At 68.7% G+C, this 21,611-nt stretch carries 19 protein-coding genes; 7 read left to right on the top strand and 12 right to left on the bottom strand.

All coding sequences use genetic code 11. The features are described from left to right. Positions 1 to 102: 102 nt before the first annotated feature. Positions 103 to 1,011, top strand: a complete 909-nt coding sequence (locus AB0F44_RS17640) for a hypothetical protein (protein ID WP_357357545.1) — start codon at positions 103 to 105, stop codon at positions 1,009 to 1,011. Positions 1,012 to 1,062: 51 nt separating this feature from the next. Here AB0F44_RS17640 and AB0F44_RS17635 read toward each other — a convergent pair whose 3' ends face one another. Further along, positions 1,063 to 1,413: an HIT domain-containing protein gene (locus AB0F44_RS17635; protein WP_357357543.1), complete on the bottom strand. Its 351-nt coding sequence runs from the start codon at positions 1,411 to 1,413 to the stop codon at positions 1,063 to 1,065. A gap of 23 nt (positions 1,414 to 1,436) precedes the next feature. Here AB0F44_RS17635 and AB0F44_RS17630 point away from each other — a divergent pair, with 23 nt between their 5' ends. Then, positions 1,437 to 1,835: a PIG-L family deacetylase gene (locus AB0F44_RS17630; RefSeq protein WP_357357541.1), complete on the top strand. Its 399-nt coding sequence runs from the start codon at positions 1,437 to 1,439 to the stop codon at positions 1,833 to 1,835. Beyond that, the gene (locus tag AB0F44_RS17625) at positions 1,817 to 2,236 is read left to right on the top strand and encodes a hypothetical protein (RefSeq protein WP_357357539.1); all 420 of its coding nucleotides are present in this window, start codon (positions 1,817 to 1,819) and stop codon (positions 2,234 to 2,236) included. Before AB0F44_RS17630 ends, AB0F44_RS17625 begins: the two co-directional genes overlap by 19 nt. Positions 2,237 to 2,295: 59 nt before the next feature. Here AB0F44_RS17625 and AB0F44_RS17620 read toward each other — a convergent pair whose 3' ends face one another. Both AB0F44_RS17620 and nrdR read right to left on the bottom strand, forming a co-directional pair. Further along, positions 2,296 to 5,211, bottom strand: a complete 2,916-nt coding sequence (locus tag AB0F44_RS17620; protein ID WP_357357538.1) for a vitamin B12-dependent ribonucleotide reductase — start codon at positions 5,209 to 5,211, stop codon at positions 2,296 to 2,298. Between the two features lie 164 nt (positions 5,212 to 5,375). Continuing rightward, entirely contained in the window at positions 5,376 to 5,876 is a 501-nt protein-coding gene (gene nrdR / locus AB0F44_RS17615; RefSeq protein ID WP_160025421.1) for a transcriptional regulator NrdR, read from the bottom strand. A gap of 398 nt (positions 5,877 to 6,274) precedes the next feature. Between nrdR and AB0F44_RS17610 the strand changes: the two genes are divergently transcribed. Then, the gene (locus AB0F44_RS17610; RefSeq protein WP_357357536.1) at positions 6,275 to 7,183 is read left to right on the top strand and encodes a hypothetical protein; all 909 of its coding nucleotides are present in this window, start codon (positions 6,275 to 6,277) and stop codon (positions 7,181 to 7,183) included. A 113-nt stretch (positions 7,184 to 7,296) separates the two neighbouring features. Here AB0F44_RS17610 and AB0F44_RS17605 read toward each other — a convergent pair whose 3' ends face one another. Beyond that, complete coding sequence (locus AB0F44_RS17605; RefSeq protein WP_357357534.1) at positions 7,297 to 7,674, bottom strand: LysM peptidoglycan-binding domain-containing protein; 378 nt, start codon at positions 7,672 to 7,674, stop codon at positions 7,297 to 7,299. 182 nt (positions 7,675 to 7,856) lie between these two features. Here AB0F44_RS17605 and lexA point away from each other — a divergent pair, with 182 nt between their 5' ends. The 3 genes from lexA to AB0F44_RS17590 all read left to right on the top strand — a co-directional run bounded on the left by lexA (position 7,857) and on the right by AB0F44_RS17590 (position 12,035). Further along, a complete protein-coding gene (gene lexA, locus AB0F44_RS17600) occupies positions 7,857 to 8,624 on the top strand; it encodes a transcriptional repressor LexA (protein WP_357357532.1) in 768 nt (255 codons plus the stop codon). 97 nt (positions 8,625 to 8,721) lie between these two features. Then, the gene (locus AB0F44_RS17595; RefSeq protein WP_357357531.1) at positions 8,722 to 10,392 is read left to right on the top strand and encodes an alkaline phosphatase D family protein; all 1,671 of its coding nucleotides are present in this window, start codon (positions 8,722 to 8,724) and stop codon (positions 10,390 to 10,392) included. An 86-nt stretch (positions 10,393 to 10,478) separates the two neighbouring features. Then, a complete protein-coding gene (locus AB0F44_RS17590; RefSeq protein WP_357357529.1) occupies positions 10,479 to 12,035 on the top strand; it encodes an MXAN_6640 family putative metalloprotease in 1,557 nt (518 codons plus the stop codon). Between the two features lie 81 nt (positions 12,036 to 12,116). Here the strand turns inward: AB0F44_RS17590 and AB0F44_RS17585 are convergent, their stop codons facing one another. The 8 genes from AB0F44_RS17585 to AB0F44_RS17550 form a co-directional block, all read right to left on the bottom strand. Further along, on the bottom strand, positions 12,117 to 14,126 hold the full coding sequence (locus AB0F44_RS17585) for an ATP-dependent DNA helicase (RefSeq protein ID WP_357357527.1): 2,010 nt from the start codon (positions 14,124 to 14,126) through the stop codon (positions 12,117 to 12,119). Positions 14,127 to 14,136: 10 nt separating this feature from the next. Next, complete coding sequence (locus AB0F44_RS17580) at positions 14,137 to 14,889, bottom strand: SGNH/GDSL hydrolase family protein (RefSeq protein ID WP_357357525.1); 753 nt, start codon at positions 14,887 to 14,889, stop codon at positions 14,137 to 14,139. A gap of 98 nt (positions 14,890 to 14,987) precedes the next feature. After that, on the bottom strand, positions 14,988 to 16,472 hold the full coding sequence (hflX, locus tag AB0F44_RS17575; protein ID WP_357357523.1) for a GTPase HflX: 1,485 nt from the start codon (positions 16,470 to 16,472) through the stop codon (positions 14,988 to 14,990). A gap of 84 nt (positions 16,473 to 16,556) precedes the next feature. Next, a complete protein-coding gene (locus AB0F44_RS17570; RefSeq protein WP_357357521.1) occupies positions 16,557 to 18,188 on the bottom strand; it encodes a VWA domain-containing protein in 1,632 nt (543 codons plus the stop codon). 102 nt (positions 18,189 to 18,290) lie between these two features. After that, on the bottom strand, positions 18,291 to 19,067 hold the full coding sequence (locus AB0F44_RS17565; RefSeq protein ID WP_091051594.1) for an SDR family NAD(P)-dependent oxidoreductase: 777 nt from the start codon (positions 19,065 to 19,067) through the stop codon (positions 18,291 to 18,293). Positions 19,068 to 19,127: 60 nt separating this feature from the next. Further along, positions 19,128 to 19,979 (bottom strand): diaminopimelate epimerase, encoded by an 852-nt coding sequence (dapF, locus tag AB0F44_RS17560; RefSeq protein WP_357357519.1) that lies wholly within the window; start codon positions 19,977 to 19,979, stop codon positions 19,128 to 19,130. Then, complete coding sequence (locus tag AB0F44_RS17555; RefSeq protein ID WP_357357518.1) at positions 19,979 to 20,608, bottom strand: pyridoxamine 5'-phosphate oxidase family protein; 630 nt, start codon at positions 20,606 to 20,608, stop codon at positions 19,979 to 19,981. Before AB0F44_RS17555 ends, dapF begins: the two co-directional genes overlap by 1 nt. A 53-nt stretch (positions 20,609 to 20,661) precedes the next feature. Then, positions 20,662 to 21,585 (bottom strand): helix-turn-helix transcriptional regulator, encoded by a 924-nt coding sequence (locus AB0F44_RS17550; RefSeq protein WP_357357516.1) that lies wholly within the window; start codon positions 21,583 to 21,585, stop codon positions 20,662 to 20,664. Positions 21,586 to 21,611 lie beyond the last annotated feature (26 nt).

The raw sequence follows: 21,611 nt of genomic DNA, 5'->3' as shown, positions 1-21,611 counted from the left end.
GAAAGGTGCAGACGTGACGGCTCTTGCAGATCTCGAACTCTCTGCCCGCGATCTGGCGGCGCGGCGAGCCTGGGCCGAGCGTGAGCTGGGGCTACAGCCGGCGTGGCCAGCCGGGCCCAGCTCACCTTCGGCGGATACACGCCGAACGACATCCGCCGCGCGATCAGACGCCGCGAGATGCAGTTGGTCCATCGCGGCGTCTACGTCACTCACACCGGCCCGCTCACCTGGCGTCAGCGCGCTTGGGCGGCGGTGCTCTACGCCGAGCCCGCCGCCCTGTGCGGTCCGACCGTCCTCGAACCGCTCCTCACGGGCGACGCCGACGGCCCCATCCACGTCGCCATCGACCACAGCCGCCGTCTCGACCCACCCTCGGGCGTTATCGTCCACCGCGTGGTCGGAATGGCCCGCCAGATGTTCGCCGGCCAGCGCCCGCCCCGCCTCAAGCTGGAGGACAACGCCCTCCTCCAAGCCCGCGAGGCGACCTCTGAGATCGAGGTCATCGGCCTGCTCACCGACATCATCGGCCGCCGTGGAGTGACGACCGAGGCTGTACGCACAGCCCTGAAGCGCCACCCGCGACTTCCCCGTCGCGGCTTCATCACTGGCCTGCTCGCCGACGTGGAGGCGGGCACCTGCTCGGTTCTCGAACACGGCTACCTCGCCCACGTCGAACGCGCCCACGGGCTCCCGACAGGCACTCGCCAGAGCGAAAGATCGACGCCGAAGGGCAAGGAGTTCCGCGACGTCGAATACGAGGCGTACGGCCTCGTCGTCGAGCTCGATGGCCGGCTCAACCCCGAGTCCTGGAGAGCTCAGGGCCGCGACGCCGACCGCGACCTCGACGATCTCGCCCTCGGCGGCAGGCTCACCGCCCGCGTCCGCTGGCCCCAGGTGTTCGAGACCCAATGCCGCACCGCCGCCAGAGTCACACAACTGCTGCACCAGCAAGGCTGGACGGAAGTCCCGAACAGGTGCGGAGACGAGTGCACCTTGGAGATCTGGATGTGACGTGGGAGTCCCGATGTCACTGAGTGACACCGGGACTCCCACGTCACCAGGTCAGCCTCGGCGCCCGCCGCTGTGGACGTGCACGTGCAGGTGCTTGGAGTCTTGGTACGCACCTAGATTCGTGAGCACCGCCGCGGCGCCGTGCTCGAGCTCCACGTCTCTGGCCACTGCTTGGACGACACCGAGCAGCTCACGTACATCGGTCTCATCCTCGTCGCTCACGGTCGTGAGCGACGCGATATGTCGTTTGGGCACCACCACGATGTGAACCGCCCAGAACGGCCGCGTGTGGTGGAACGCCAGCACCCTGGCGCTGTCGTGCACAACGTCGAGACGGTCGGGATGGGGAATGGCGACTTCACAGTAGAAGTCGTCTCCGTCGTACGAGACACCGCTTGTCATCCAGAGACCATAGGCTGGCAAGCGTGTTCGGCGACATGGCGCGTGCGGTCGTGCTCGTCGTCCATGCCCATCCTGACGACGAGGTCTTCGCGACGGGCGCCGCGACCATCGCTGCTCACGACGCCGGCGCGACCGTCCACCTGCGACTCTTCACAGGCGGCGAAGGACGCGCCAGCGGGCTCACCGAGGCAGAACTGGCTGCGTCACGACAGCGCAAGGAGATGCAGCTCAGCAAGTCGATCCATCAGTTGGGCATCGACGACTGGGCTTATCTGAGCGAAGCGGGACGCTGGACGGACACTCCCCACGCGCTCGACCAGACGATCGCTCAAGCACCGGTCGACGCACTGGGCGCGAGCGTAGCCAAGGGATCGCGACATTGCGCCCGGACGTACTCCTCACCGTGGGATCCGACGGTCTGACCGGCCACCCGGATCACGTCGCCTGCCATCGCGCCGTTCAGCACGCTCTCGACATCTCCGGACACGTCCCGCGTGTCGCCCTCGGCGCCGTCCTCGATCGACACGCGGTCCGGGAGGCCCACGAGCGGGCAACCTCCGTACTTCGACACGAGGTCGGTTCTGGTCGCGTGACCGGCGTCGATCTCGGCCCGAAAGTCGTCACCGTCACTGGGCCGCCTGGCGCTGAGGAGCGCCGCCGTCGAGCGCTGGATGCGTACGTTCCTGGCCTCGGCACCGCGGAGCCGGAGACTCTCTCCCGCCATCGGGTGGGCGCTGGTGACTCCGTGCTGCTCAGATTCGTACTCGACTCCTCGGGATGGAACCGCGACCAGTTCGTCGAGCTGCGCTCCCACGCTCCATGAACGAGTCCGGTCCCGCACCCTTCCTCGGGTGCGGGACCGGACTCATTCAGCCTTCAGGCTCAGCTGCAACCAGAGGTCGAGCCGCAGCCCTCGCAGACGTAGCAGGAGCCGGCGGGGCGCATCTTGGTGCCGCAGGTGAAGCAGAGCGGGCTGTCGATGGCCATGCCGCTGATCGACTCGAGCAGCTCGGCGGTGGTGTGGGCGGTGGCCTTGGGCGCCTCCTCGACGACCTCGGCCTCCTCCTCGACCTCGGCCTCGACCGGCTCGGCGACAGGAGCAGCCTTGCGCTCCGGAGCCGGCTTCTGGACGAGCTCGGCGGCGGTGGTGCCGTTGCCGAGCTGCTCGTAGGAGCCGGTCTCGAGGTAGCGCTGGCGCTCGTCGGCGGAGTAGATGCCGAGAGCAGAGCGGTCCTCGAAGGACATGTAGTCCAGCGCCAGGCGGCGGAAGACGTAGTCCATGAGCGACTGCGCCATGCGTACGTCCGGGTCGTCGGTCAGACCGGCGGGCTCGAACTTCAGGTTGGTGAACTTGGAGACGTAGGTCTCCAGGGGCACGCCGTACTGAAGGCCGACGGAGACCGCGATGGAGAAGGCGTCCATGACACCGGCCAGGGTCGAGCCCTGCTTGCCGAGCTTGAGGAAGACCTCACCGAGCTCGCCGTCGGCGTGGGCACCGGAGGTCATGTAGCCCTCGGCGCCACCGACGGTGAAGGAGGTGGTGCGCGAGACGCGGGACTTCGGCAGGCGCTTGCGGGTCGGCGCGTAGACGATCTTCTCGATGATCTTCTCGACGATCTCCGGCTCGACCTCAGCCTCGGCGGCGACAGCAGCCGTGGCCATGCCCTGGTCCTTCTTGGCGCCCTCCGACTTTCCGTCGGCCAGCGGCTGGCCGACCTTGCAGTTGTCGCGGTAGATCGCGGTGGCCTTCAGGCCGAGCTTCCAGGACTCCATGTAGACCTGCTCGATCTCCTCGACCGTCGCGGTCTCGGGCAGGTTGACGGTCTTGGAGATCGCACCGGAGAGGAACGGCTGGGTCGCCGCCATCATGCGTACGTGGCCCATCGGCTGCAGCGCACGCTTGCCCATCGCGGTGTCGAAGACCTCGTAGTGCTCCTGGCGCAGGCCGGGGGCGTCGATGACGTGGCCGTGCTCGGCGATGAAGGCGACGATCGCCTCGATCTGCTCGGGCTGGTAGCCCATCTTCTTCAGCGCCCGCGGGATCACCTGGTTGACGATCTGCATCGAGCCGCCACCGACGAGCTTCTTGAACTTGACCAGCGAGAAGTCGGGCTCGATGCCGGTGGTGTCGCAGTCCATCATGAAGCCGATGGTGCCGGTCGGCGCGAGCAGCGAGGCCTGGGCGTTGCGGAAGCCGTTGACCTTGCCGATCTCGACGACGTCGTTCCACACGCGGGTCGCCGCGTCGATGATGTTGCGGTCGACCGGGTTGATCGAGCGGACCGCGTCGTTGGCGGCCTGGTGCTTGCGCATGACCCGCTGGTGGGCCTCGGCGTTGCGGGCGTAACCGGCGTACGGACCGACGACACCGGCCAGCTCGGCCGAGCGCTTGTAGCCGGCACCGGTCATCAGCGAGGTGATGGCGGCGGCCATCGTGCGGCCACCCTCGCTGTCGTAGCCCAGACCCATCGCCATCAGCAGCGCGCCGAGGTTGGCGTACCCGATGCCGAGCTGGCGGTAGTCACGGGTGGTCTCGCCGATCGCCTCGGTCGGGAAGTCGGCGAAGCAGATGGAGATGTCCATCGCGGTGAAGACGACCTCGCAGGCCTGCTGGAAGCGCACGGCGTCGAAGGTGTCGTCGTCCTTGAGGAACTTCAGCAGGTTCAGCGACGCCAGGTTGCAGGAGGAGTTGTCCAGCGACATGTACTCCGAGCACGGGTTGGAACCGGTGATCCGGCCCGTCTCCGGGTTGGTGTGCCAGTCGTTGATCGTGTCGTCGTACTGCAGACCCGGGTCGGCACACTCCCACGCGGCGATCGAGATCTTCCGGAACAGCTCGCGGGCGTCGATCTCCTCGATGACCTCACCGGTCGTACGCGCCCGGAGGCCGAACTTCTTGCCCTCCTCGACAGCACGCATGAACTCGTCGGAGACGCGCACGGAGTTGTTGGCGTTCTGGTACTGCACGGACGAGATGTCCTTGCCGCCCAGGTCCATGTCGAAGCCGGCGTCGCGCAGCGCGCGGATCTTGTCCTCCTCGCGCGCCTTGGTCTCGACGAACTCCTCGATGTCGGGGTGGTCGACGTCGAGCACGACCATCTTCGCCGCGCGGCGGGTGGCGCCACCGGACTTGATGGTGCCCGCGGACGCGTCGGCGCCGCGCATGAAGGAGACCGGGCCGGAGGCGGTGCCGCCGGAGGACTTCAGCAGCTCCTTGGAGGAGCGGATGCGGGAGAGGTTGAGACCGGCACCGGAGCCGCCCTTGAAGATCAGGCCCTCCTCCTTGTACCAGTTCAGGATCGAGTCCATGGAGTCGTCGACCGAGAGGATGAAACAGGCCGAGACCTGCTGGGGGGACTCGGTGCCGACGTTGAACCAGACCGGCGAGTTGAACGCGAAGTGCTGGTTGACCAGCAGCCAGGTGAGCTCGCGACCGAAGAGGTCGGCGTCAGCGTCGGTGGCGAAGTAGTCGTTCTCCTTGCCGGAGGCGACGTAGGTGTTCACGACCCGGTCGATCAGCTGCTTCAGGCTCTGCTCGCGCTTCTCGGTGCCGATGGCGCCGCGGAAGTACTTGGTCGTCACGATCGTCGAGGCGTTGATCGACCAGAAGTCGGGGAACTCGACTCCGGTCTGCTCGAAGACGGTCTCGCCGGTCTTCCAGTTCTTCTGGACGACGTCGCGCCGCTCCCAGGTGATCTCGTCGTAAGGGTGGACGCCCTCGGTGCTGAAGATCCGCTCGATCTTCAGCCCGGCGCCCGTCTTCGACGATGCCTGTGCCTCTGCTGCCGTGTCTGTCATTTCGTTCCCCCTGTTGTCATCGATCGCTGTGCCGTACTGCTGGTCGGTGCTGATGGTGGAGTCCTTGCTCTGTTCTAACTGGTTTCGCTGGCTGTGCCGTTGATTGGCCCGGACAGGTCGCTTCCCCACGGCCTGCCCGGGCCGGTCTATGTGTCCCGTGGGACCTAGTCGGAGCCCACTGGGGCCTCGACCGGATGTTCTGCCTCGAAGTCCTGGACTTCCCGTTCCGTACGCAGCATCTGGATCTCACGCTCGAAGTCCTCCACCGACCCGAAGGCCCGGTAGACGCTCGCGAAGCGCAGGTAGGCCACCTCGTCGAGCTCGCGCAGCGGCGCGAGGATCGCCAGCCCCACCTCGTTGCTGGGAACCTCGGCCAGCCCCTGGCTGCGGAGCGCCTGCTCGACCTCCTGGCCGAGGCAGGCGAGCTGGTCCTCGGTGACCGGCCGGCCCTTGCATGCCTTGCGTACGCCGTGCACCGCCTTGTCGCGGCTGAACGGCTCCGCTGCGCCGGAGCGCTTGGCCACCATCAACTGCATCTGCTCGACGGTCGTGAACCGCTTCCCACATTCCTGGCAGACCCGGCGGCGCCGGATCTGGCCACCGTCCTCGGCCACGCGGGAGTCGAGCACCTTGGTGTCGCTGTGTCGGCAGAACGGACAGTGCACGGTCGAGCCCCTCTCGTGAGACCTGTGGATCCAGGCCGTCTCATTGGCGGCCCGAGCCTGTGGAACCTGTGGATATGAGCGTGAGCCCCTGTGGAACAACACCCTCATCGCTGTGGGCCATCCGCCCGTTCATGTGAACTAGATGTGGATAACTACAGCCGTGTAACTACTAGATGTAGTGGTAACCGTACGCCCGCCCCCACGACGATGCAAGCGAGGGTCGGGTTTACCCGCGTGTCCGGCGTGTCGCCGGTCAAACACCGAAAGATTCCGGTTCGAGGGCGCCGGACTGGCCCTGATGCGTAAGAATGACCCCCGTGACAAACATCTCCGGAGGAAATCGCGTCGGGTCGCGGAGAGGCACGCGCCCCAGAAGCGGTCCCCGGCCACCTTTCATCTTGCCTGCGATCGCGACACTGGCCTTCCTCGTCATCTGGGGAGTGCTCGTGTGGGTCGCCGTCGGTTTCGGGGCCGACGCACGGGGAGGCGATTCCGGCGCCTGGGCGAAGCTCGCCATCGCGGCGGTCGTTGCAGTCGCCTGCCTCTTCCTGACCTTCACCTTCGCCGGAAAGGCCTGGCGGGCCTTCTCCGGCTCCCCCACCCCGCCAACCGACGACTACGCCGGAAGCCACTCCAACGCCTACGTCGAGGAGACGGACTACACAGACCCGGCCTACTCCGACCAGGCCTACCCTGAGCAGGCCTACCCGGAGCAGGACTACTACGGCACCGGCTCCTACGGCTACGACGACACCGGCTACGGCCGGCACAGCTCCGACACCGGAAGCCAGCCGCCCTACGGCGACACCGGGAACCGCTCGGCCTACCCCGACACCGGCTCCCAGTCGCCCTACGGCTACCCCGGCAGCGACCAGAGCTACGGCAACACCGGCAGTCGCGCCGCGTACGGCGCGTCGGCCTACCAGCCGCCGACCAGCCCACCGCCCACTCCGGCGCCCTACTACTCCAGCCCGCCGACACCGACGTCGACGCCGCAGAGCACCCCTGGGTACGGCTCGCAGGGATACAGCACGGACAGCTACCCCACCCAGCAGGCCGGCTCGCCGCAGTATCAGTCCGGTGCCTACCAGGCTCCGACCAGCTACGGCCAGACCGGCTCGCGGGCTCGGCTGACCCAGGATCCCGCCGCGACCCAGGCGATGCCCACCCAGCGCCAGCCCCAGGACCCGCCGGTCCAGCCGGTCCAGCCGGTCCAGCCGGACGACGAGTGGCCGCCGCGGCACAGCACGCGCAACAAGCAGTGGCCGCCGGCCGAGCCGGACAGCCCCTATCGCGGGCGCCACTGACCTGAGACAGCGAGAGTGCTGCAGACGCTTCCCATCGCCTGCAGCACTCTCACTCTTTTCCCCGGTAGCCGGCTGCCAGGGTCGAAGGAGCAGCCGGACATCTGTGCGGCGCCTTACGGCGCGGTCGGAACGATCAGCGTCTGTCCGGACATGAGCATCGAGGACTCGAGACTGTTGAGCTCCTTGATCCTCTGCTCCATCTCCCGAATCGAGGAGTCGGTGCCGGCGACGGCCTTCGAGGAGATGTCCCAGAGCGTGTCGCCATCGCCGACGACCATCGTGTGGGCGGAGGAGGCGGGGCTTTTGTCCGCACCGTTCTCCACCGCGAACGCCACCTTCGCTCCGATCAGCGCGATCCCGAAGAGCACGACGAGCGCGAACGCGAACACGACGACTCGTCCGCGACGGGTGAGCCGCACGGTCGAGCGACGCTCCTCCCGCACCGGACGGGGCGGCTCGGCTACGGGCAGCACATAGACGGTTGCACTCATCTCACGGCCTCCTGGTCACAAGTCTCTCGATCAGGTGTTCGATCGAGCACATGTTCGAAGGTAGATCACGTGTTCGAACAACGCAAGTAGCGACCCCAAGAATTTTCGAACGCCGACACGCACCTCCCAAGAGGTCGAACAAATGTTTGATGTCGTGGTGCTAGAGGGACTAATGTGATGACATGACCACGCAGAAGACAGGCACCGGATCAGGCGGTTCGAAGAAGAGCCGCGTCCGCGAGCTGCCCGACGGGCCGCCGGACGCGACCGGGCTCACGCCGCGTCAGCAGCGCATCCTCGCTCACCTGCGCGACAGCATCGAGCAGCGCGGCTACCCGCCCAGCATGCGCGAGATCGGCGCCGCGGTCGGGCTGACCAGCACCAGCAGCGTCGCGCACCAGCTCCGCGCGCTGGAGCAGCGTGGTCTGATCCGCAAGGACCCGAAGCGACCGCGCGCTCTCGAGGTCTTCCTCCCGGAGGTGATGGCCCACCGCAAGGCCATGTCCGGCGAGGAGCCCGAGTCGACGATCACCGCCGAGGCCGACATCAACCCCAACCCCGCCGCTGCCATGGTCCCCCTGGTCGGGCGGATCGCGGCCGGTGGACCGATCCTGGCCGAGGAGACCTCGAGCCAGCAGAGCATCGAGGACGTCTTCCCGCTGCCCAAGCAGCTGGTCGGCAACGGCGACCTCTTCCTGCTCTCGGTCTCCGGTGACTCGATGGTCGACGTGGCCATCTGCGACGGCGACTTCGTGGTCGTGCGCCAGCAGCCGACCGCTGAGAACGGCGAGATCGTGGCCGCGCTGATCGACGGCGAGGCCACGGTCAAGACGCTCTCCCGCAAGGACGGCAAGGTCTGGCTGCTGCCGCAGAACGCTGCGTACGAGCCGATCGACGGCACCCACGCGTCGATCCTCGGCAAGGTGACGGCGGTCCTGCGCAGCCTCTGAGTCCTGCGCCACACCTCCCGGAACCAGTCCGGGAACACTGCGTGAAATCCAGCCGCCGGCCCATGACAGGGCCGGCGGCTGCGTCGTTCCATACAGCGTGACCCAGACGCAGATCGACCGCCGCACCCTCATCGCCGCCGGGCTGGCGACCGCCGCAGGAGCCGGAGCCATCGTTCTCCCCGAGCCCGCCGAGGCCGCAGGCGGCACGCTCAACCACTTCCAGCACGGCGTCGCCTCCGGTGATCCGCTCCCGGACCGCGTGGTCATCTGGACCCGGGTCACGCCGACCGCGGACGCGACTCCCGGGTCCGGGCAGGGCGAGGAGGTCCTGGTCCGCTGGGAGGTCTCGCCCACCGCGGACTTCAGCCGCGTCACCGCGAAGGGATCCCACCAGACGGGTCCTGACCGCGACCACACCGTGAAGCTCGACGTCACCGGCCTGGCGCCGGAGAGCTGGTACTTCTACCGCTTCACCTACAACGGCCAGACCAGCCGCGTCGGCCGCACCCGGACCGCTCCGGCCGCCGACGCGGCCCCGGAGAACGTACGTTTCGGGGTGGTCTCCTGCTCGAACCTGCAGGCCGGCTGGTTCGCGTCCTACCGCCACCTGGCCGCCCGCGACGACCTGCACGCGATCCTCCACCTGGGCGACTACCTCTACGAGTACGCCCCCGGCGAGTACGGCTACGGCATGGCCAACGAGGACGTCCGGCGGCACGAGCCGGCCCACGAGATGCACACGCTGGCCGACTACCGGATCCGGCACGCGCAGTACAAGCGCGACGTCGACCTCTCCGCCGCCCACGCCCGGCTGCCCTGGATCGTCACCTGGGACGACCACGAGTCGGCCAACGACGCCTGGCTGCTGGGCGCCGAGAACAACGAGCCCGGTGAGTACGACTGGATCGACCGCAAGACCAACGCCAACCAGGCCTACGACGAGTGGATGCCGCTGCGCGTCGACGGCACTGCCACCGTGGAGATCGACGACCACCTCCACGACAGCATCTACCGGCGCCTGCGCTTCGGCAACCTGCTCGAGCTGAGCATGCTCGACCTGCGCTCCTACCGCTCCCAGCAGGTAGCCCGCACCGACCTCGCCGGCGTCGACGACCCCGACCGCACGATCACCGGCGACGAGCAGCTGGCCTGGCTCAAGGACGGTCTGCTCACCGACGCCCAGTGGAAGATCGTCGGCAACCCGGTGATGATCAGCCCGGTCACCTTCGGCGCGCTCCCCAAGAGCCTGATCAGCCCGGTCAACGACGTCACCGGCCTCCTGCCCGACAACGGCATCGCCTACAACGTCGACCAGTGGGACGGCTACACCGCCGACCGCACCGAGCTCTTCGAGCACATCCGCAACAACGCGATCACCGACACCGTCTTCGTCACGGGCGACATCCACTCAGCGTGGGCCTGCGACCTGCCGTACGACTCCGCCGTCTACCCGCTCGGCAAGACCGCCGGGGTCGAGTTCGTGGCCACCTCGGTGACCTCGAACAACCTCAAGGACATCCTCGGCGCGCCACGCCGCACGGTCAGCCTGACGGTCGAGAACATCATCCGGACCGCCAACCGCCACGTCCGCTACCTCAACTTCGACGACCACGGCTACTCCGTCCTCGACGTGACCCGCAACCGCGCCCAGATGGACTGGTACGTCATCGGCGAGCGCAAGGACTCCAACACCACGGCCACCTGGGCCAGGTCGTACGCCACGGCAACCGGAAGCAACAGGCTCCATCACGTCACGCAGCCCGTCTAGACCACGTCCTAGGCCGTGTCCCCCGGACACAGCCGCCCTCTGCGCTTAGACTGCGCAGGTCTGCCTTCCCGAACGTCTGGTATCTCATGCGAAACATTGCCCGCCGGATCACCCGCAAACAACGCTCCCTCGTCTTGATCGCAGGCATGGTCGTCGCGACGTTCGTCGCCACCATGCCCGCAACCGGGTCGACGCCGGCGACCTCGGTGAGGACCGGTGGTGACACCAGCGCCGAGCAGCCGGTGACGGAGGAGGCGGCCCGGGAAGCGCTCGCGGCGGCCAAGAAGGTCAAGCGCAACCAGTCGGTACGCGGTGCCCGCCAGGTCGTGCCCGGGCGGCACGTCGCCGGCCGGCCCGACGCGACCATCGCGCTGACCGACCTGTGGAACGCCAAGGACGCCCTGGACGGCTCCAACAAGGCGGCCGCCCGTGAGCTGCTCGCCCGCCCGCGCACCGCGACCCAGACCTGCAGCGACGTGGTCTGCGTTCACTACACGCCGGGCAAGGGCGGCGACGCCGCCTCGACGACGTACGCGAACCAGGTCCGCGACGTGGTCACGAAGGTCCACAACCTCTACGTGCAGGCGGGCTACCGCAAGCCCGCGGCCGACAAGGCGGTCACCCCGGGCAAGGTCGACATCTACCTGGAGAACCTCTACGACGAGGGCTACTACGGCTACTGCGCGCCCGAGACGAAGGTCTCCAAGACGGCCGCGACGGCCTACTGCGTCATGGACAACGACTACGCCACCAGCGAGTACGGCACGGTCAACACGCCCACCGAGAACCTCCGGGTGACCGCCGCTCACGAATACTTCCACGCGGTCCAGTTCGCCTACGACGCCGGCGAGGACCGCTGGATGATGGAGTCCACCGCGACCTGGGTCGAGGACGAGGTCTACGACAGCATCAACGACAACCGGCAGTACCTCGGCTACGGCCAGCTCGAGGACCAGCGCAAGCCGCTGGACAACTCCAACGCGTCCAACCTCGGCATCTACGGCAACTGGATCTTCTTCCGCTATCTCTCCGAGCGCTTCGCCAAGGAGCGCGGGACGCTGCCGGAGGTCGTCCTCTCGATCTGGAACCGAGCGCCGTCGACCTACTCCACCACCGCCGTCCGGCAGGCGCTCGCCGCCCGCGGCACCACGTTGAAGCTGCAGTACACCCGCTTCGCCGCCGCCAACCTAGCCCCCTCGAAGAGCTACAGCGAGGGCGGCGCCTACTACGCGCCGGTCTACGACGGCCGCACCGCGCTGCCCGCCAAGCACCAGACCGTCGACGGCCAGTTCACCCTCAAGCACCTGACGTACGCCTCCCAGCGCCTTGTCCCGAAGAACGTCGGCAAGGGCTGGAAGCTGCGGGTCAAGGTCGACGTGGCCCGGCCCAACGCCAACGGCGCCGTGGTCAGCGTCTTCCGCACCGACGGCACCCGAGGCGTCTTCTACCTCAAGCCCAACAGCAAGGGCATCGCCACCAAGACCATCGAGGGCTTCTCCTCCAAGCGGATTGGCAAGGTCGAGGTGACCTTCGCCAACGCGAGCAGCAACTTCAACTGCGGCCAGGGCACCGCGTTCTCGTGCCACGGCATCGCGACCCCCGACAAGGCCACCCACCGCTGGTGGGCGAAGACCTACCGCTGACCCAAAACCACGCCGAGTCGGCTCGTTGTAACGAGCCGACTCGGCGTGCATTTCGGTCAGAACGCGCCGACTCGGCTTGGGTCAGGCGGAGGCCATCTCCGAGAGCCGCTTGAGGGCCTTGCGTACGACATCGGGGTCGGTCGTGGCCCACATCGGCGGCAGGCTGGCCTTGAGGAATCCGCCGTAGCGGGCGGTGGCCAGGCGGGCGTCCAGCACGGCCACGACGCCGCGGTCGGTGGTGGTGCGGATCAGTCGACCTGCCCCCTGCGCGAGCAGCAGCGCCGCATGGGTGGCGGCGACCTGCATGAACCCGTTGCCGCCGGCCTTGTCGGCCGCCTGCTGCCGGGCCGACATCAGCGGGTCGTCAGGTCGCGGGAACGGGATCCGGTCGATGATCACGAGCTGGCAGGTGTCGCCGGGGACGTCGAGGCCCTGCCACAGCGACAGCGTGCCGAAGAGCACCGTGTGGGGGTCGGCGACGAACTGCGCGGCGAGCTCGGGCAGCTGCGCGTCGCCCTGGGCCAACGTGGTCAGGTGAGGCAGCTTCTGGCGCACGACCTCGGCGGCGGCTTCGGCGGCACGCCGGGACGAGAAGAGCCCGAGCGTACGTCCGTCGGCGGCGTCGACCAGGTCGACGATCTCGTCGAGGGTCTTGGCGCCCATGCCGTCGCGGCCGGGAGGAGGCAGGTGGCGGGCGACGTAGAGGATTCCCTGCTTGCCGTAGTCGAACGGGCTGCCGACGTCGAGCCCGATCCACGGCAGTACGTCATCGGTACGCTGCGCCCCGACGCCCACCTCGGTGCGCTCCTCCGCCTTGAGCCCGAGGGATCCGGCCACGGGGCCGAAGTCGCCGCCGAGCTTGAGGGTCGCCGAGGCGAAGACGACGGTCTTCTCGGTGAGCAGCTTCTCGCGCATCTGCGCCCAGACCTGCAGCGGCGCGACACAGAGGCGGGGCGGCCTGGCATTATTTCTTTGGGGATCGCCGCCCTCGTTGAGCCAGATCACGTCGTGCTCTGAGGCGGCGGCCATCCGCTCTGCGGTCGTGAAGACCTCCTGCAGACCGCCCTTGGCCTGCTGGAACCCGGGATCGGCGCTCTCGGAGTCCTTCGGCTTCGGCAGCGCGGAGATCGCGGACCGAGCGGCGTCGCGCACCAGCACGAGCGCGTCGGAAATGACCTCGGGGAGGGTCACGAACCGCCCGGGTGAGCTCTCGTTGATCGCCGCCCGCAACGCGTCGGAGGCATCGGCCAGGTCGTCGGCCTCGGAGCCCTCGATGTGCTTCTGGGCCCGCCGGGCGGCCCGCTCCACCTCGGCCGCGGTCAGCTCGTCGGTCGCCGCCTGGGTCACCCGGGCGACGAGCTCGTGGGCCTCGTCGATCACGACGGCGTCGTACTCCGGGATCATCGGCACGCCCTCGATCGCGTCGATCGCGAGCAGGGAGTGGTTGGTGACGATCAGGTGGCTCTTCTGGGCCTTGTCGCGAGCGACCTCGGCGAAGCACTCCTCGCCGAAGGGGCACTTGGCGGCGCCGAGGCAGTCGCGGTGGTTGACGGAGACCTGTCGCCACTCGCGGTCGGTGTGGCGGGGCGCGGAGTCACGCTCGCCGCTGCCACCCTTCTCCGCCTGCTTCTCGGCCCAGCTGCGCAGCTCGAGGACCTTCTCGGCCATCGGGCCCATCGGGACGTCTACCAGGGTGCCCTGGTCGTCGGGAGCGCCCTCGCGCACCCGGTGGAGGCAGGCGTAGTTGGAGCGGCCCTTGAGGACGGCGTAGGACGCGTCGACGCCGGGGCGCGAGCCGATCGCCTTGACCAGGCGCGGCAGGTCGCGCTCGACGAGCTGATGCTGCAGCGCCAGGGTCGCGGTGGCGATCACGACCCGGCTGTCGTGGAGCAGCGACGGGACCAGGTAGGCCAGCGACTTCCCGGTGCCGGTGCCGGCCTCGACCAGCAGGTGCTCCTCGTCGGCCAGGGCCTGCGCGACCGCGTCGGCCATCAGCACCTGACCCTCGCGGGTGGCCCCGCCGAGGGTCGCGACCGCGTCCGCCAGGGCTTCACGTACGGGCGTCTGGGAAGCGGTCTCGGTTACGGTCACCCGGGCAACTTTAGCCGTGGGCGGGGACAGTCTCAGATCGGCTCTCCGCGATCCGCCGGGCGACGATCTCCCCGAACTGCATGTGGCCAGCGACCGTCAGGTGAGTGTTGTCCTCGAGCATGGGCAGCTCGAGGTCGAAGACGTTGATGTACGTCACCCCGTACTCCGCCGAGACCCGCCGCATCATCTTGTTGACGACCCGGATGGCCTTGGCGCGGGAGTTCACCTTGGGGGCGCTGAGCACGATGACCTCGTGGTCCTTCAGCTCGTCCAGGGTGGCCCGGAAGCCCTTCTCGACGTCGTCGAGGTCGCTCTTGGAGTCGTTGATGCCGCCCTCGAGCACGACCAGGTCGGCCCCTTGCGCCACCGCGTCGGGGACCCGCTCGGGGAACGAGATCGGACCGCACCGCTCCATCAGGTCGTGCGAGTAGCCGGTGCCACCGAAGCCGGAGACGCGCACCTCACCGTCGAGGTAGCGCGGCCAGGACATGCCGGGGTCGTCCAGCCCGAAGCCGGAGGCCCAGGAGTCGCCGATGACCACGACCCGCTCGCCGGCCCCAGTCACCACCGAGGCGCGGGTCACCGACTCCGCGGCCAGCCGGGTGCACAGGTCCTGGGTCACGTGGTTCTCGTGGCTCGCATCCTGCCCCGGAAGCGCGCCGTCGTCCTTGCTGGCACAGCCCGCGAGGGTGGCCACCAGGACAGCACCAACCAGCGCGCTCACGATCGTGGCGCGCGCCGCGTGGCGTACCTGTGTCCGCATCCCTGCCCTCCGACGACTGATCGTCCCAAGTGTGAGGGACGATCCTGTCATCGCCAATGTCGCAACGCCGGATCAGCGGGCGAGATCAGCGCCCAAGATCATGCAGAGTACGCAGCCAGCTCGCCGGCCAGGTCCGCATTGGCGCGGCCCTTGACGACGGTGCCTTCGGCGGTGTGCTCGAGGTGGTCGATCTCGCCGTGCTGGTGGATCCGGTTGACCAGGTCACCCCGCTCGTAGGGAACCAGCGCGGAGAACTCCACGCCCGGACGCGGCAGGTCGGTCTCGACGGCCTTGATGGCCGCGTCGATGCCCTCGCCGGTCTTGGCCGAGACCGCGACCGAGTGGGGCTCGGCGCGCAGCAGCCTGGCGATCACCAGCGGGTCGGAGATGTCGGCCTTGTTGATCACGACGAGCTCCGGCACCTCGCTGGCACCGATCTCGGCGAAGACCTCGCGCACCGCCGCCAGCTGACCCTCGGGGTCCGGGTGGGAGCCGTCGACGACGTGCACGACCAGGTCGGCGTCGGCGACCTCCTCCAGCGTCGAGCGGAAGGCCTCGACGAGCTGGTGAGGCAGGTGACGCACGAACCCGACGGTGTCGGACATCGTGTAGACCCGCCCGTCCTCGGTGGTGGTGCGGCGGGTGGTCGGGTCCAGGGTCGCGAAGAGCGCGTCCTCGACGAGCACCCCGGCACCGGTGAGCCGGTTGAGCAGCGACGACTTGCCGGCGTTGGTGTAGCCGGCGATAGCGACCGCCGGGATGTGGTGGCGCTTGCGGTCGGCACGCTTGGTGTCGCGGGTGCCCTTCATCGCCTTCAGCTCGCGGTTGAGCTTGGCGATCTTGGTGTTGATCCGGCGGCGGTCGGTCTCGATCTTGGTCTCACCGGGACCACGGCCACCGATACCGGCACCGCCGGCGACGCGGCCACCGGCCTGGCGGGACAGGTTGCCACCCCAACCACGAAGCCGCTGCTTCATGTAGCTGAGCTGGGCGAGCTCCACCTGCGCCTGGCCCTCGCGGGACTTGGCGTGCTGGGCGAAGATGTCGAGGATCAGCGCGGTCCGGTCGACGACCTTGACCCCGGTGCGGTCCTCGAGGTTCCTGAGCTGGCTCGGCGCCAGCTCGCCGTCGGCGATCACGGTGTCGGCGCCGGTCGCGGCGACGATCTCCTTGAGCGCCTCGACCTTGCCGCGTCCGATGTACGTCGCGGGGTCCGGCGCCTGGCGGCGCTGGTAGATCGCCTCGAGCACCTCCGAACCGGCCGTCTCGGCGAGGAGCGCGAGCTCGGCCAGGGAGTTCTCGGCGTCGGTCTGGGTGCCGCCGGCCCACACGCCCACGAGCACCACTCGCTCCAGGCGAAGCTGGCGGTATTCGACCTCGGTGATGTCCTCGAGCTCGGTGCGCAGGCTCGCGACGCGCTTGAGCGCGTGCCGCTCGGCGAGCTCCATCGCACCGACGGTCGGGTCAGTGTCCTCGGGATCCTCGTCGACGTAGCCACTCTCGAAGCCGTCGTCGAGCGCGTCCCAGTCCTCGGTGGCCTCGAGCTCGTCAGCGAGTGAAAAATCGTGTGCGTTGTTCGTCATATACCAACAAGGGTACGGCGCCGCACCACCCGGGGGACAATGCTTATCTGAAGGCTTATCTGAAGGCTTGCCCAAGAGCGCGCCTCAGCGCTGCTCGAGAGCCTCTCGAAGAACGGTTCCGACGTCCTCCGGCCGCTCGGCGACGTACGCCGCCCCGCCCGTCGCATCGGCGATCGCCTGTAGCGTGCCGAGGTCGGCGTCGGGGGTGATCCCGATCCCCAGGACGCGGACCGGACGCCGTGGGTCGGAGGCAGCCTCGAGCTGGCTTACGAGCTCGGCGACGTCCATCGAGTCGGGATCGTCGTTGGTGCCGTCGGTGAAGAGGAGCACCTCGTTGGAGGCCAGCGGGTCGTAGGAGGCGATCGCGGCCTGGTAGGCCGCCAAGGCGGTGTCGTGCAGGGAGGTGCCGCCACCGGTGCGCTCGGTGAGACCCGCGATCTCCTGGGTCAGCTGAGCGCGCTGGTTCTTCGAGGCCAGCTGACGGGTGGGGACGAGCACCTTGTGATCGGCACCCAGGGTGCCCTCGGACTTCTCGGAGAACGCCCAGAGCCCGAGCGCGGCGCCTCCGGGAAGGAGACCGACGGCCTCCGATGCCGCCTCCTGGGTGAGCTGGAGGCGGGTCGTGGCGCTGTCGGGAGCGGACGGCCAGGCCATCGAGCCGGAGACGTCCATGACGGCGATCGCCCGGGTCGGCCGAAGCCTGGCGTTCCACTCCGAGGCCGTCTTCGTCACCGTGGCCGTGTCGACCCGGGTGTAGGCCCCCACGTTGGGGGACGGCTTGCCGGCGCCGGTGGTGCGGAACCCGGCCTGGGTCAGTGCGGTGTCGGCGGCCCCGCTGTCGAGCACGCGGGCGAGGCTGGTGATCGAGGCGGCGATCGAGTTGAGGCGCGATGAGTCCGCGGTGATCAGGACCGGATAGTCGAGGACCACCGTGCCCTCCTTCGGCGCACTGGCCTTGAGCATCGGCGCGTACGTCGACCACTGCTGCTCACTGGTCGCGGTCACCCCGCTCGCGACGGTCTGCAGCTCGGCCAGACGTCCCGAGTCGGTCGGTCCGACGCCCTCCTCACCGGAGGCGAGCCGCTCTGCGTACGGCTCCAGCTTGGCCTCGTTCTGGGGCTTCCCCTGGCTCGCGACGGCGGTGCCGAGCGCGCTCATCATCCGCTGGGGGTCGCCCATCAGCAGGTCGTCCTCGGCGAAGGCCTCGGCGTAGGAGGTGCGGGTGAGCCCGTCTCCGGAGACGAGCACGACCGGCGAGGAGGCCATCGAGTCCCGCAGCGTCACCGGCTCGACCGCGGGGTTGATCCGGTCGAGCCAGAGCGAGGAGTCAGGGATCCACACGTCGGGGAGGTCGCCGTCGAGCGCCATCGGCTGGAGGACCTGGTCGGTCTTGGTCGCCTCCACCTCGATCTGGCCACAGCCGGCGTCCTCGAGGATGTTGCCCACGACGGTCGCCGCCTCCGGAGCCACCGCGACCGTCATCTGCGGGCCAAGACAGGACCGGTCGTCGGTCGAGTCCGCGTTGCCGTTGGCGACCAACGCAGTCGCGATCAGGCACACGGCCAGTACGCCCGCCGCACCGGCGATGACACCGATCGTCTCGCGCGTGAGGCGCGGCTCACGCGGGGGATCGCCGGCTCCCGCCGGCCCCGTGGGCTCGCCGGGCTCGATGATCGCGAGCGCCTTCGACGTACTGGTGTCCGCCTTATCGGACATGCGAACTCCTTGCTCCGACACCCGCGGAGCGGTCTGAAACGGTCCGCGGCTGGCGCACACATTAGCGGTGCGCCAGCCGTCGGGGTACTTCTTGAGGCTTGTTTACTTCGGTGGCATCCGGATGCCACCGTCGACGCGGATCGTCTCGCCGTTCATGTAGTCGTTGGTCAGACACTCCACGACCATGCTCGCCAGCTCAGCCGGCTCACCGAGCCGGTGCGGGAACAGGACGCTCTCGCCGAGCTTGGCCTTGAACGCCTCCGACTCCGGGCCCTCGCCGTAGATCGGGGTGTCGATCAGCCCCGGCGCGACGGTGTTGACGCGGATGCCGACGGCGGCCAGATCGCGTGCGAGCGGGAGGGTGAGGCCGACGACGCCGCCCTTGGACGAGGAGTAGGAGACCTGTCCGATCTGGCCGTCGAAGGCCGCCACGCTGGCCAGGTTGACGATCGCGCCACGCTGCCCGTTGGCGTCCGGCTCGTTGCGGCTGATGTAGGTCGCGGCCTGGCGGCACATGTCGAAGGTGCCGATCAAGTTGATCGCGATGACCTTCTTGTACGCATCCAGGTCGTGCGCCGAGCCGATCTGGCCGTCGCGGCCGATGGTGCGCTGTGCCCAGCCGATCCCGGCCGAGTTGACCACCGCCTTCAGCGGCGCGATCTCCACGGCCCTCTCCACGGCGTTGGTGATCTGGTCGGTGTCGGTGACATCGACGGGCACGAACAGGCCCTTGATCTCCTCCGCCAGGGCCTCGCCCTTGTCCTTCTGCATGTCCGCGACGATCACCGTCGCACCCTTGGCCGCCAGCGCCCGGGCGGTCGCCGCCCCGATCCCACTGGCCGCACCGGTCACGATCGCTGTGCTATCAGTCAACTCCATGGGCAGCACCATAGACGTGACCACCCTCACGGTGGTGAATACCCGTTAACCGTCTCGCGGTCAGAGAGACGTGGTGCCCTCGGCGATCAGGACGGCCGGCCCGGCGAGCAGGACATGGTCGTCCGTCGTCCAGGTGACGTGGAGCGTGCCGCCAGGAACATCCACCCGGTACGTCACATCGGCATCGCGCGCGATCGCGAGACCGTCGGCCTCGGCGGCCGCGACCATCACCGCACAGGCTCCGGTGCCGCAGGAGCGGGTCTCGCCCGCGCCGCGCTCGAAGACCCGCATCGCGACGTGACGCTCGGCGACGCGCTCGAAGAACTCGACGTTGACGCCGTGCGGGTAGACCGTCTCGTCGAAGATCGGGGAGTCGTAGAGGTCACCGACGGGGCCGTGGGGATCGATCGAGTCGACCTCCGCGGCAGCGTGCGGATTGCCCATGTCGACGTTGCATGCCGACCAGAAGTGGTGGGCGACGGTGACCTGGGTCGACCCGAGCAGCTTCGGCGAGCCCAGGTCGGCGGTCCACACGTCTCCCGACGCCCGCAGGATCTTGTCGCCCGCGCGGGTGGCGAAGGTGACCTCGTCACCGGCGAGCCCGACCGAGCGCAGATACTCCGCGAAGACCCGGGTGCCGTTGCCGCACATCTCGGCCCGGGTGCCGTCGGCGTTGCGGTAGTCCATGAACCACTCGGCGTCGCTGACCGGACGGTCCTCACCGGTGTAGGCGGCGGTCCGGATCACCCGCAGGATCCCGTCGCCGCCGATGCCGGCCCGGCGGTCGCACAGCGCCCGGACCCGATCGGCCATCTCCTCGTCCGAGAGGGCGCCGTGCACCGACCCGTCGACGTCCGGCAGCAGCACGAAGTCGTTCTCCGTGCCGTGCCCCTTCAAGAAAGCGTAGGACATCAGTAGAGGAACTTCGAGTAGGTGTCGGTGCGGTAGTAGTCCTCCATCTCCGCAAGCGTACGCGGGTCGTTCTCGACCTGCTTGGCGATGACCGCACGCTTGGGGAGGTGGTCGGGGTCCCACGTCTCCGGGTCCCACAGGCCCGAGCGCAGGAACGCCTTCGCACAGTGGAAGAAGATGTCGTCGATGTCGACGACCAGGGCGAGGATCGGTCGCTTGCCCTTCACGACCATCTCGTCGAAGAACGACGCGTCCGAGACCAGCCGGGCACGGCCGTTGATCCGCAGCGTGTCGCCGCGGCCCGGGATCAGGAAGTTGAGCCCGACGTGCGGGTTGGCGAGTACGTTGCGGTAGCCGTCGACGCGCTTGTTGCCCGGCCGCTCCGCGATCGCGATCGTCTTGTCGTCGATGACGTGCACCAGCGACCCGGCCGGGTCCCCCTTGGGCGAGGCGTCGCAGTTGCCCTCGGCGTCCGAGGTCGCGAGCACGCAAAACGGCGTCGCGGCGAGCCACTCCCTGTCGATGTCGAGGAGCGCCGGGCGCCCCTTGGTCATCGCCCGCTCCTGCGGCACGCCGACCAGGTCGACGAGCTCCTCGAGCGTGCTGATCTCAGTCCAGGTAGGGGTCACGGCCTCAGGGTACGAGGCGGCCGCGTGGGCGGCCGAATCATTTCGTCCCCAGCTCAGACGGACGGCACCTCGCCGCGGCGGGCCCGCAGCCACTCGATCGGGTCGCCCCGGTCGACCTCGACACCGGCCATCCGGAGCATCATCCGGGCCAGCAGACGCCGATGGGCTGCGTACGTCAGGACGTGGGCGACCACCGACCCGATCTGGAAGCTCTCCGGCGGCTCGCACAGGGCGTCGATGAGCCGGTCCTCCCAGGCCCCGCGGCGCTCGATGTCGCGTACGACCGCCAGCCAACGCGCCGCCACGGCCTCGTGGCGTTCGATCAGCGCGACGACCGAGTCGAAGGGGCGCCGGACCGGCATCGAGAGGCCTTCGATGGAGGCGACCCAGCACTCCTTTGCCCAGACCGTCGCCTCCAGGACCTGCGCCAGCGACTCCTCCGGGCCGTCCCACTCCAGCACCTCGTGGTCGGCGAGCCGCACCTCGGTGAGCACCTCCGCGGACAGACCCTTGGCGAGGTCCAGCAGCGCTCTGGTGTCGTCGAGGTCGTGCATGACGAGCTGCTCGGTCAGCGGAGAGAGCACCCGCTCCTGGGAGTCGACCCACAGCGACTCCGGCGGGTGGAAGTGGATCCCGTTCGGCGCCGGCAGCCAGTGGCTGACCGCGGTGGTGCTCGGCGGGTGCCCGAAGGCCTTTGCATAGGCCCGCGAGAACCCCTCCACGGACTCGTAGCCAGCGGCCCAGGCGGCATCGGTCACCGTGCCACCGTGCTGCAGCTGCCACGCGGCCCTCTCCAGCATCACCCGGCGCCGCATCGCCACCGGCGGCTCGCCCGCGCCTCGGGAGAGCAGCCGGTTGAAGTGGTAGGGCGAGGTGTAGGCGTCGCCGGCCATCTGCGCCAGCGTGCGTGGCTCTCCGGCGTCGGCCCCGTCGAGCACCGCGTCCAGCAGCTCCCGCAGACGGTCCCGCACGTTCATGCCGTCGCCTCCGTTGGACAGAGGCA

The sequence above is a fragment of the Nocardioides sp. NPDC023903 genome, assembly GCF_040639295.1.
Lineage (GTDB): Bacteria > Actinomycetota > Actinomycetes > Propionibacteriales > Nocardioidaceae > Nocardioides.
The sequence above is the reverse complement of the archived record's forward strand: the minus strand, read 5'-3'. Positions and strand labels throughout refer to the sequence as shown.

Bases quoted from the DNA above. Each gene is read 5' to 3' on its own strand.
- AB0F44_RS17635 (WP_357357543.1), bottom strand. From the start codon at position 1,413: ATGACAAGCGGTGTCTCGTACGACGGAGACGACTTCTACTGTGAAGTC.
- AB0F44_RS17620 (WP_357357538.1), bottom strand. From the start codon at position 5,211: ATGACAGACACGGCAGCAGAGGCACAGGCATCGTCGAAGACGGGCGCC.
- AB0F44_RS17605 (WP_357357534.1), bottom strand. From the start codon at position 7,674: ATGAGTGCAACCGTCTATGTGCTGCCCGTAGCCGAGCCGCCCCGTCCG.
- lexA (WP_357357532.1), top strand. From the start codon at position 7,857: ATGACCACGCAGAAGACAGGCACCGGATCAGGCGGTTCGAAGAAGAGC.
- AB0F44_RS17590 (WP_357357529.1), top strand. From the start codon at position 10,479: ATGCGAAACATTGCCCGCCGGATCACCCGCAAACAACGCTCCCTCGTC.
- AB0F44_RS17580 (WP_357357525.1), bottom strand. From the start codon at position 14,889: ATGCGGACACAGGTACGCCACGCGGCGCGCGCCACGATCGTGAGCGCG.
- hflX (WP_357357523.1), bottom strand. From the start codon at position 16,472: ATGACGAACAACGCACACGATTTTTCACTCGCTGACGAGCTCGAGGCC.
- AB0F44_RS17570 (WP_357357521.1), bottom strand. From the start codon at position 18,188: ATGTCCGATAAGGCGGACACCAGTACGTCGAAGGCGCTCGCGATCATC.
- AB0F44_RS17565 (WP_091051594.1), bottom strand. From the start codon at position 19,067: ATGGAGTTGACTGATAGCACAGCGATCGTGACCGGTGCGGCCAGTGGG.
- dapF (WP_357357519.1), bottom strand. From the start codon at position 19,979: ATGTCCTACGCTTTCTTGAAGGGGCACGGCACGGAGAACGACTTCGTG.
- AB0F44_RS17550 (WP_357357516.1), bottom strand. From the start codon at position 21,585: ATGAACGTGCGGGACCGTCTGCGGGAGCTGCTGGACGCGGTGCTCGAC.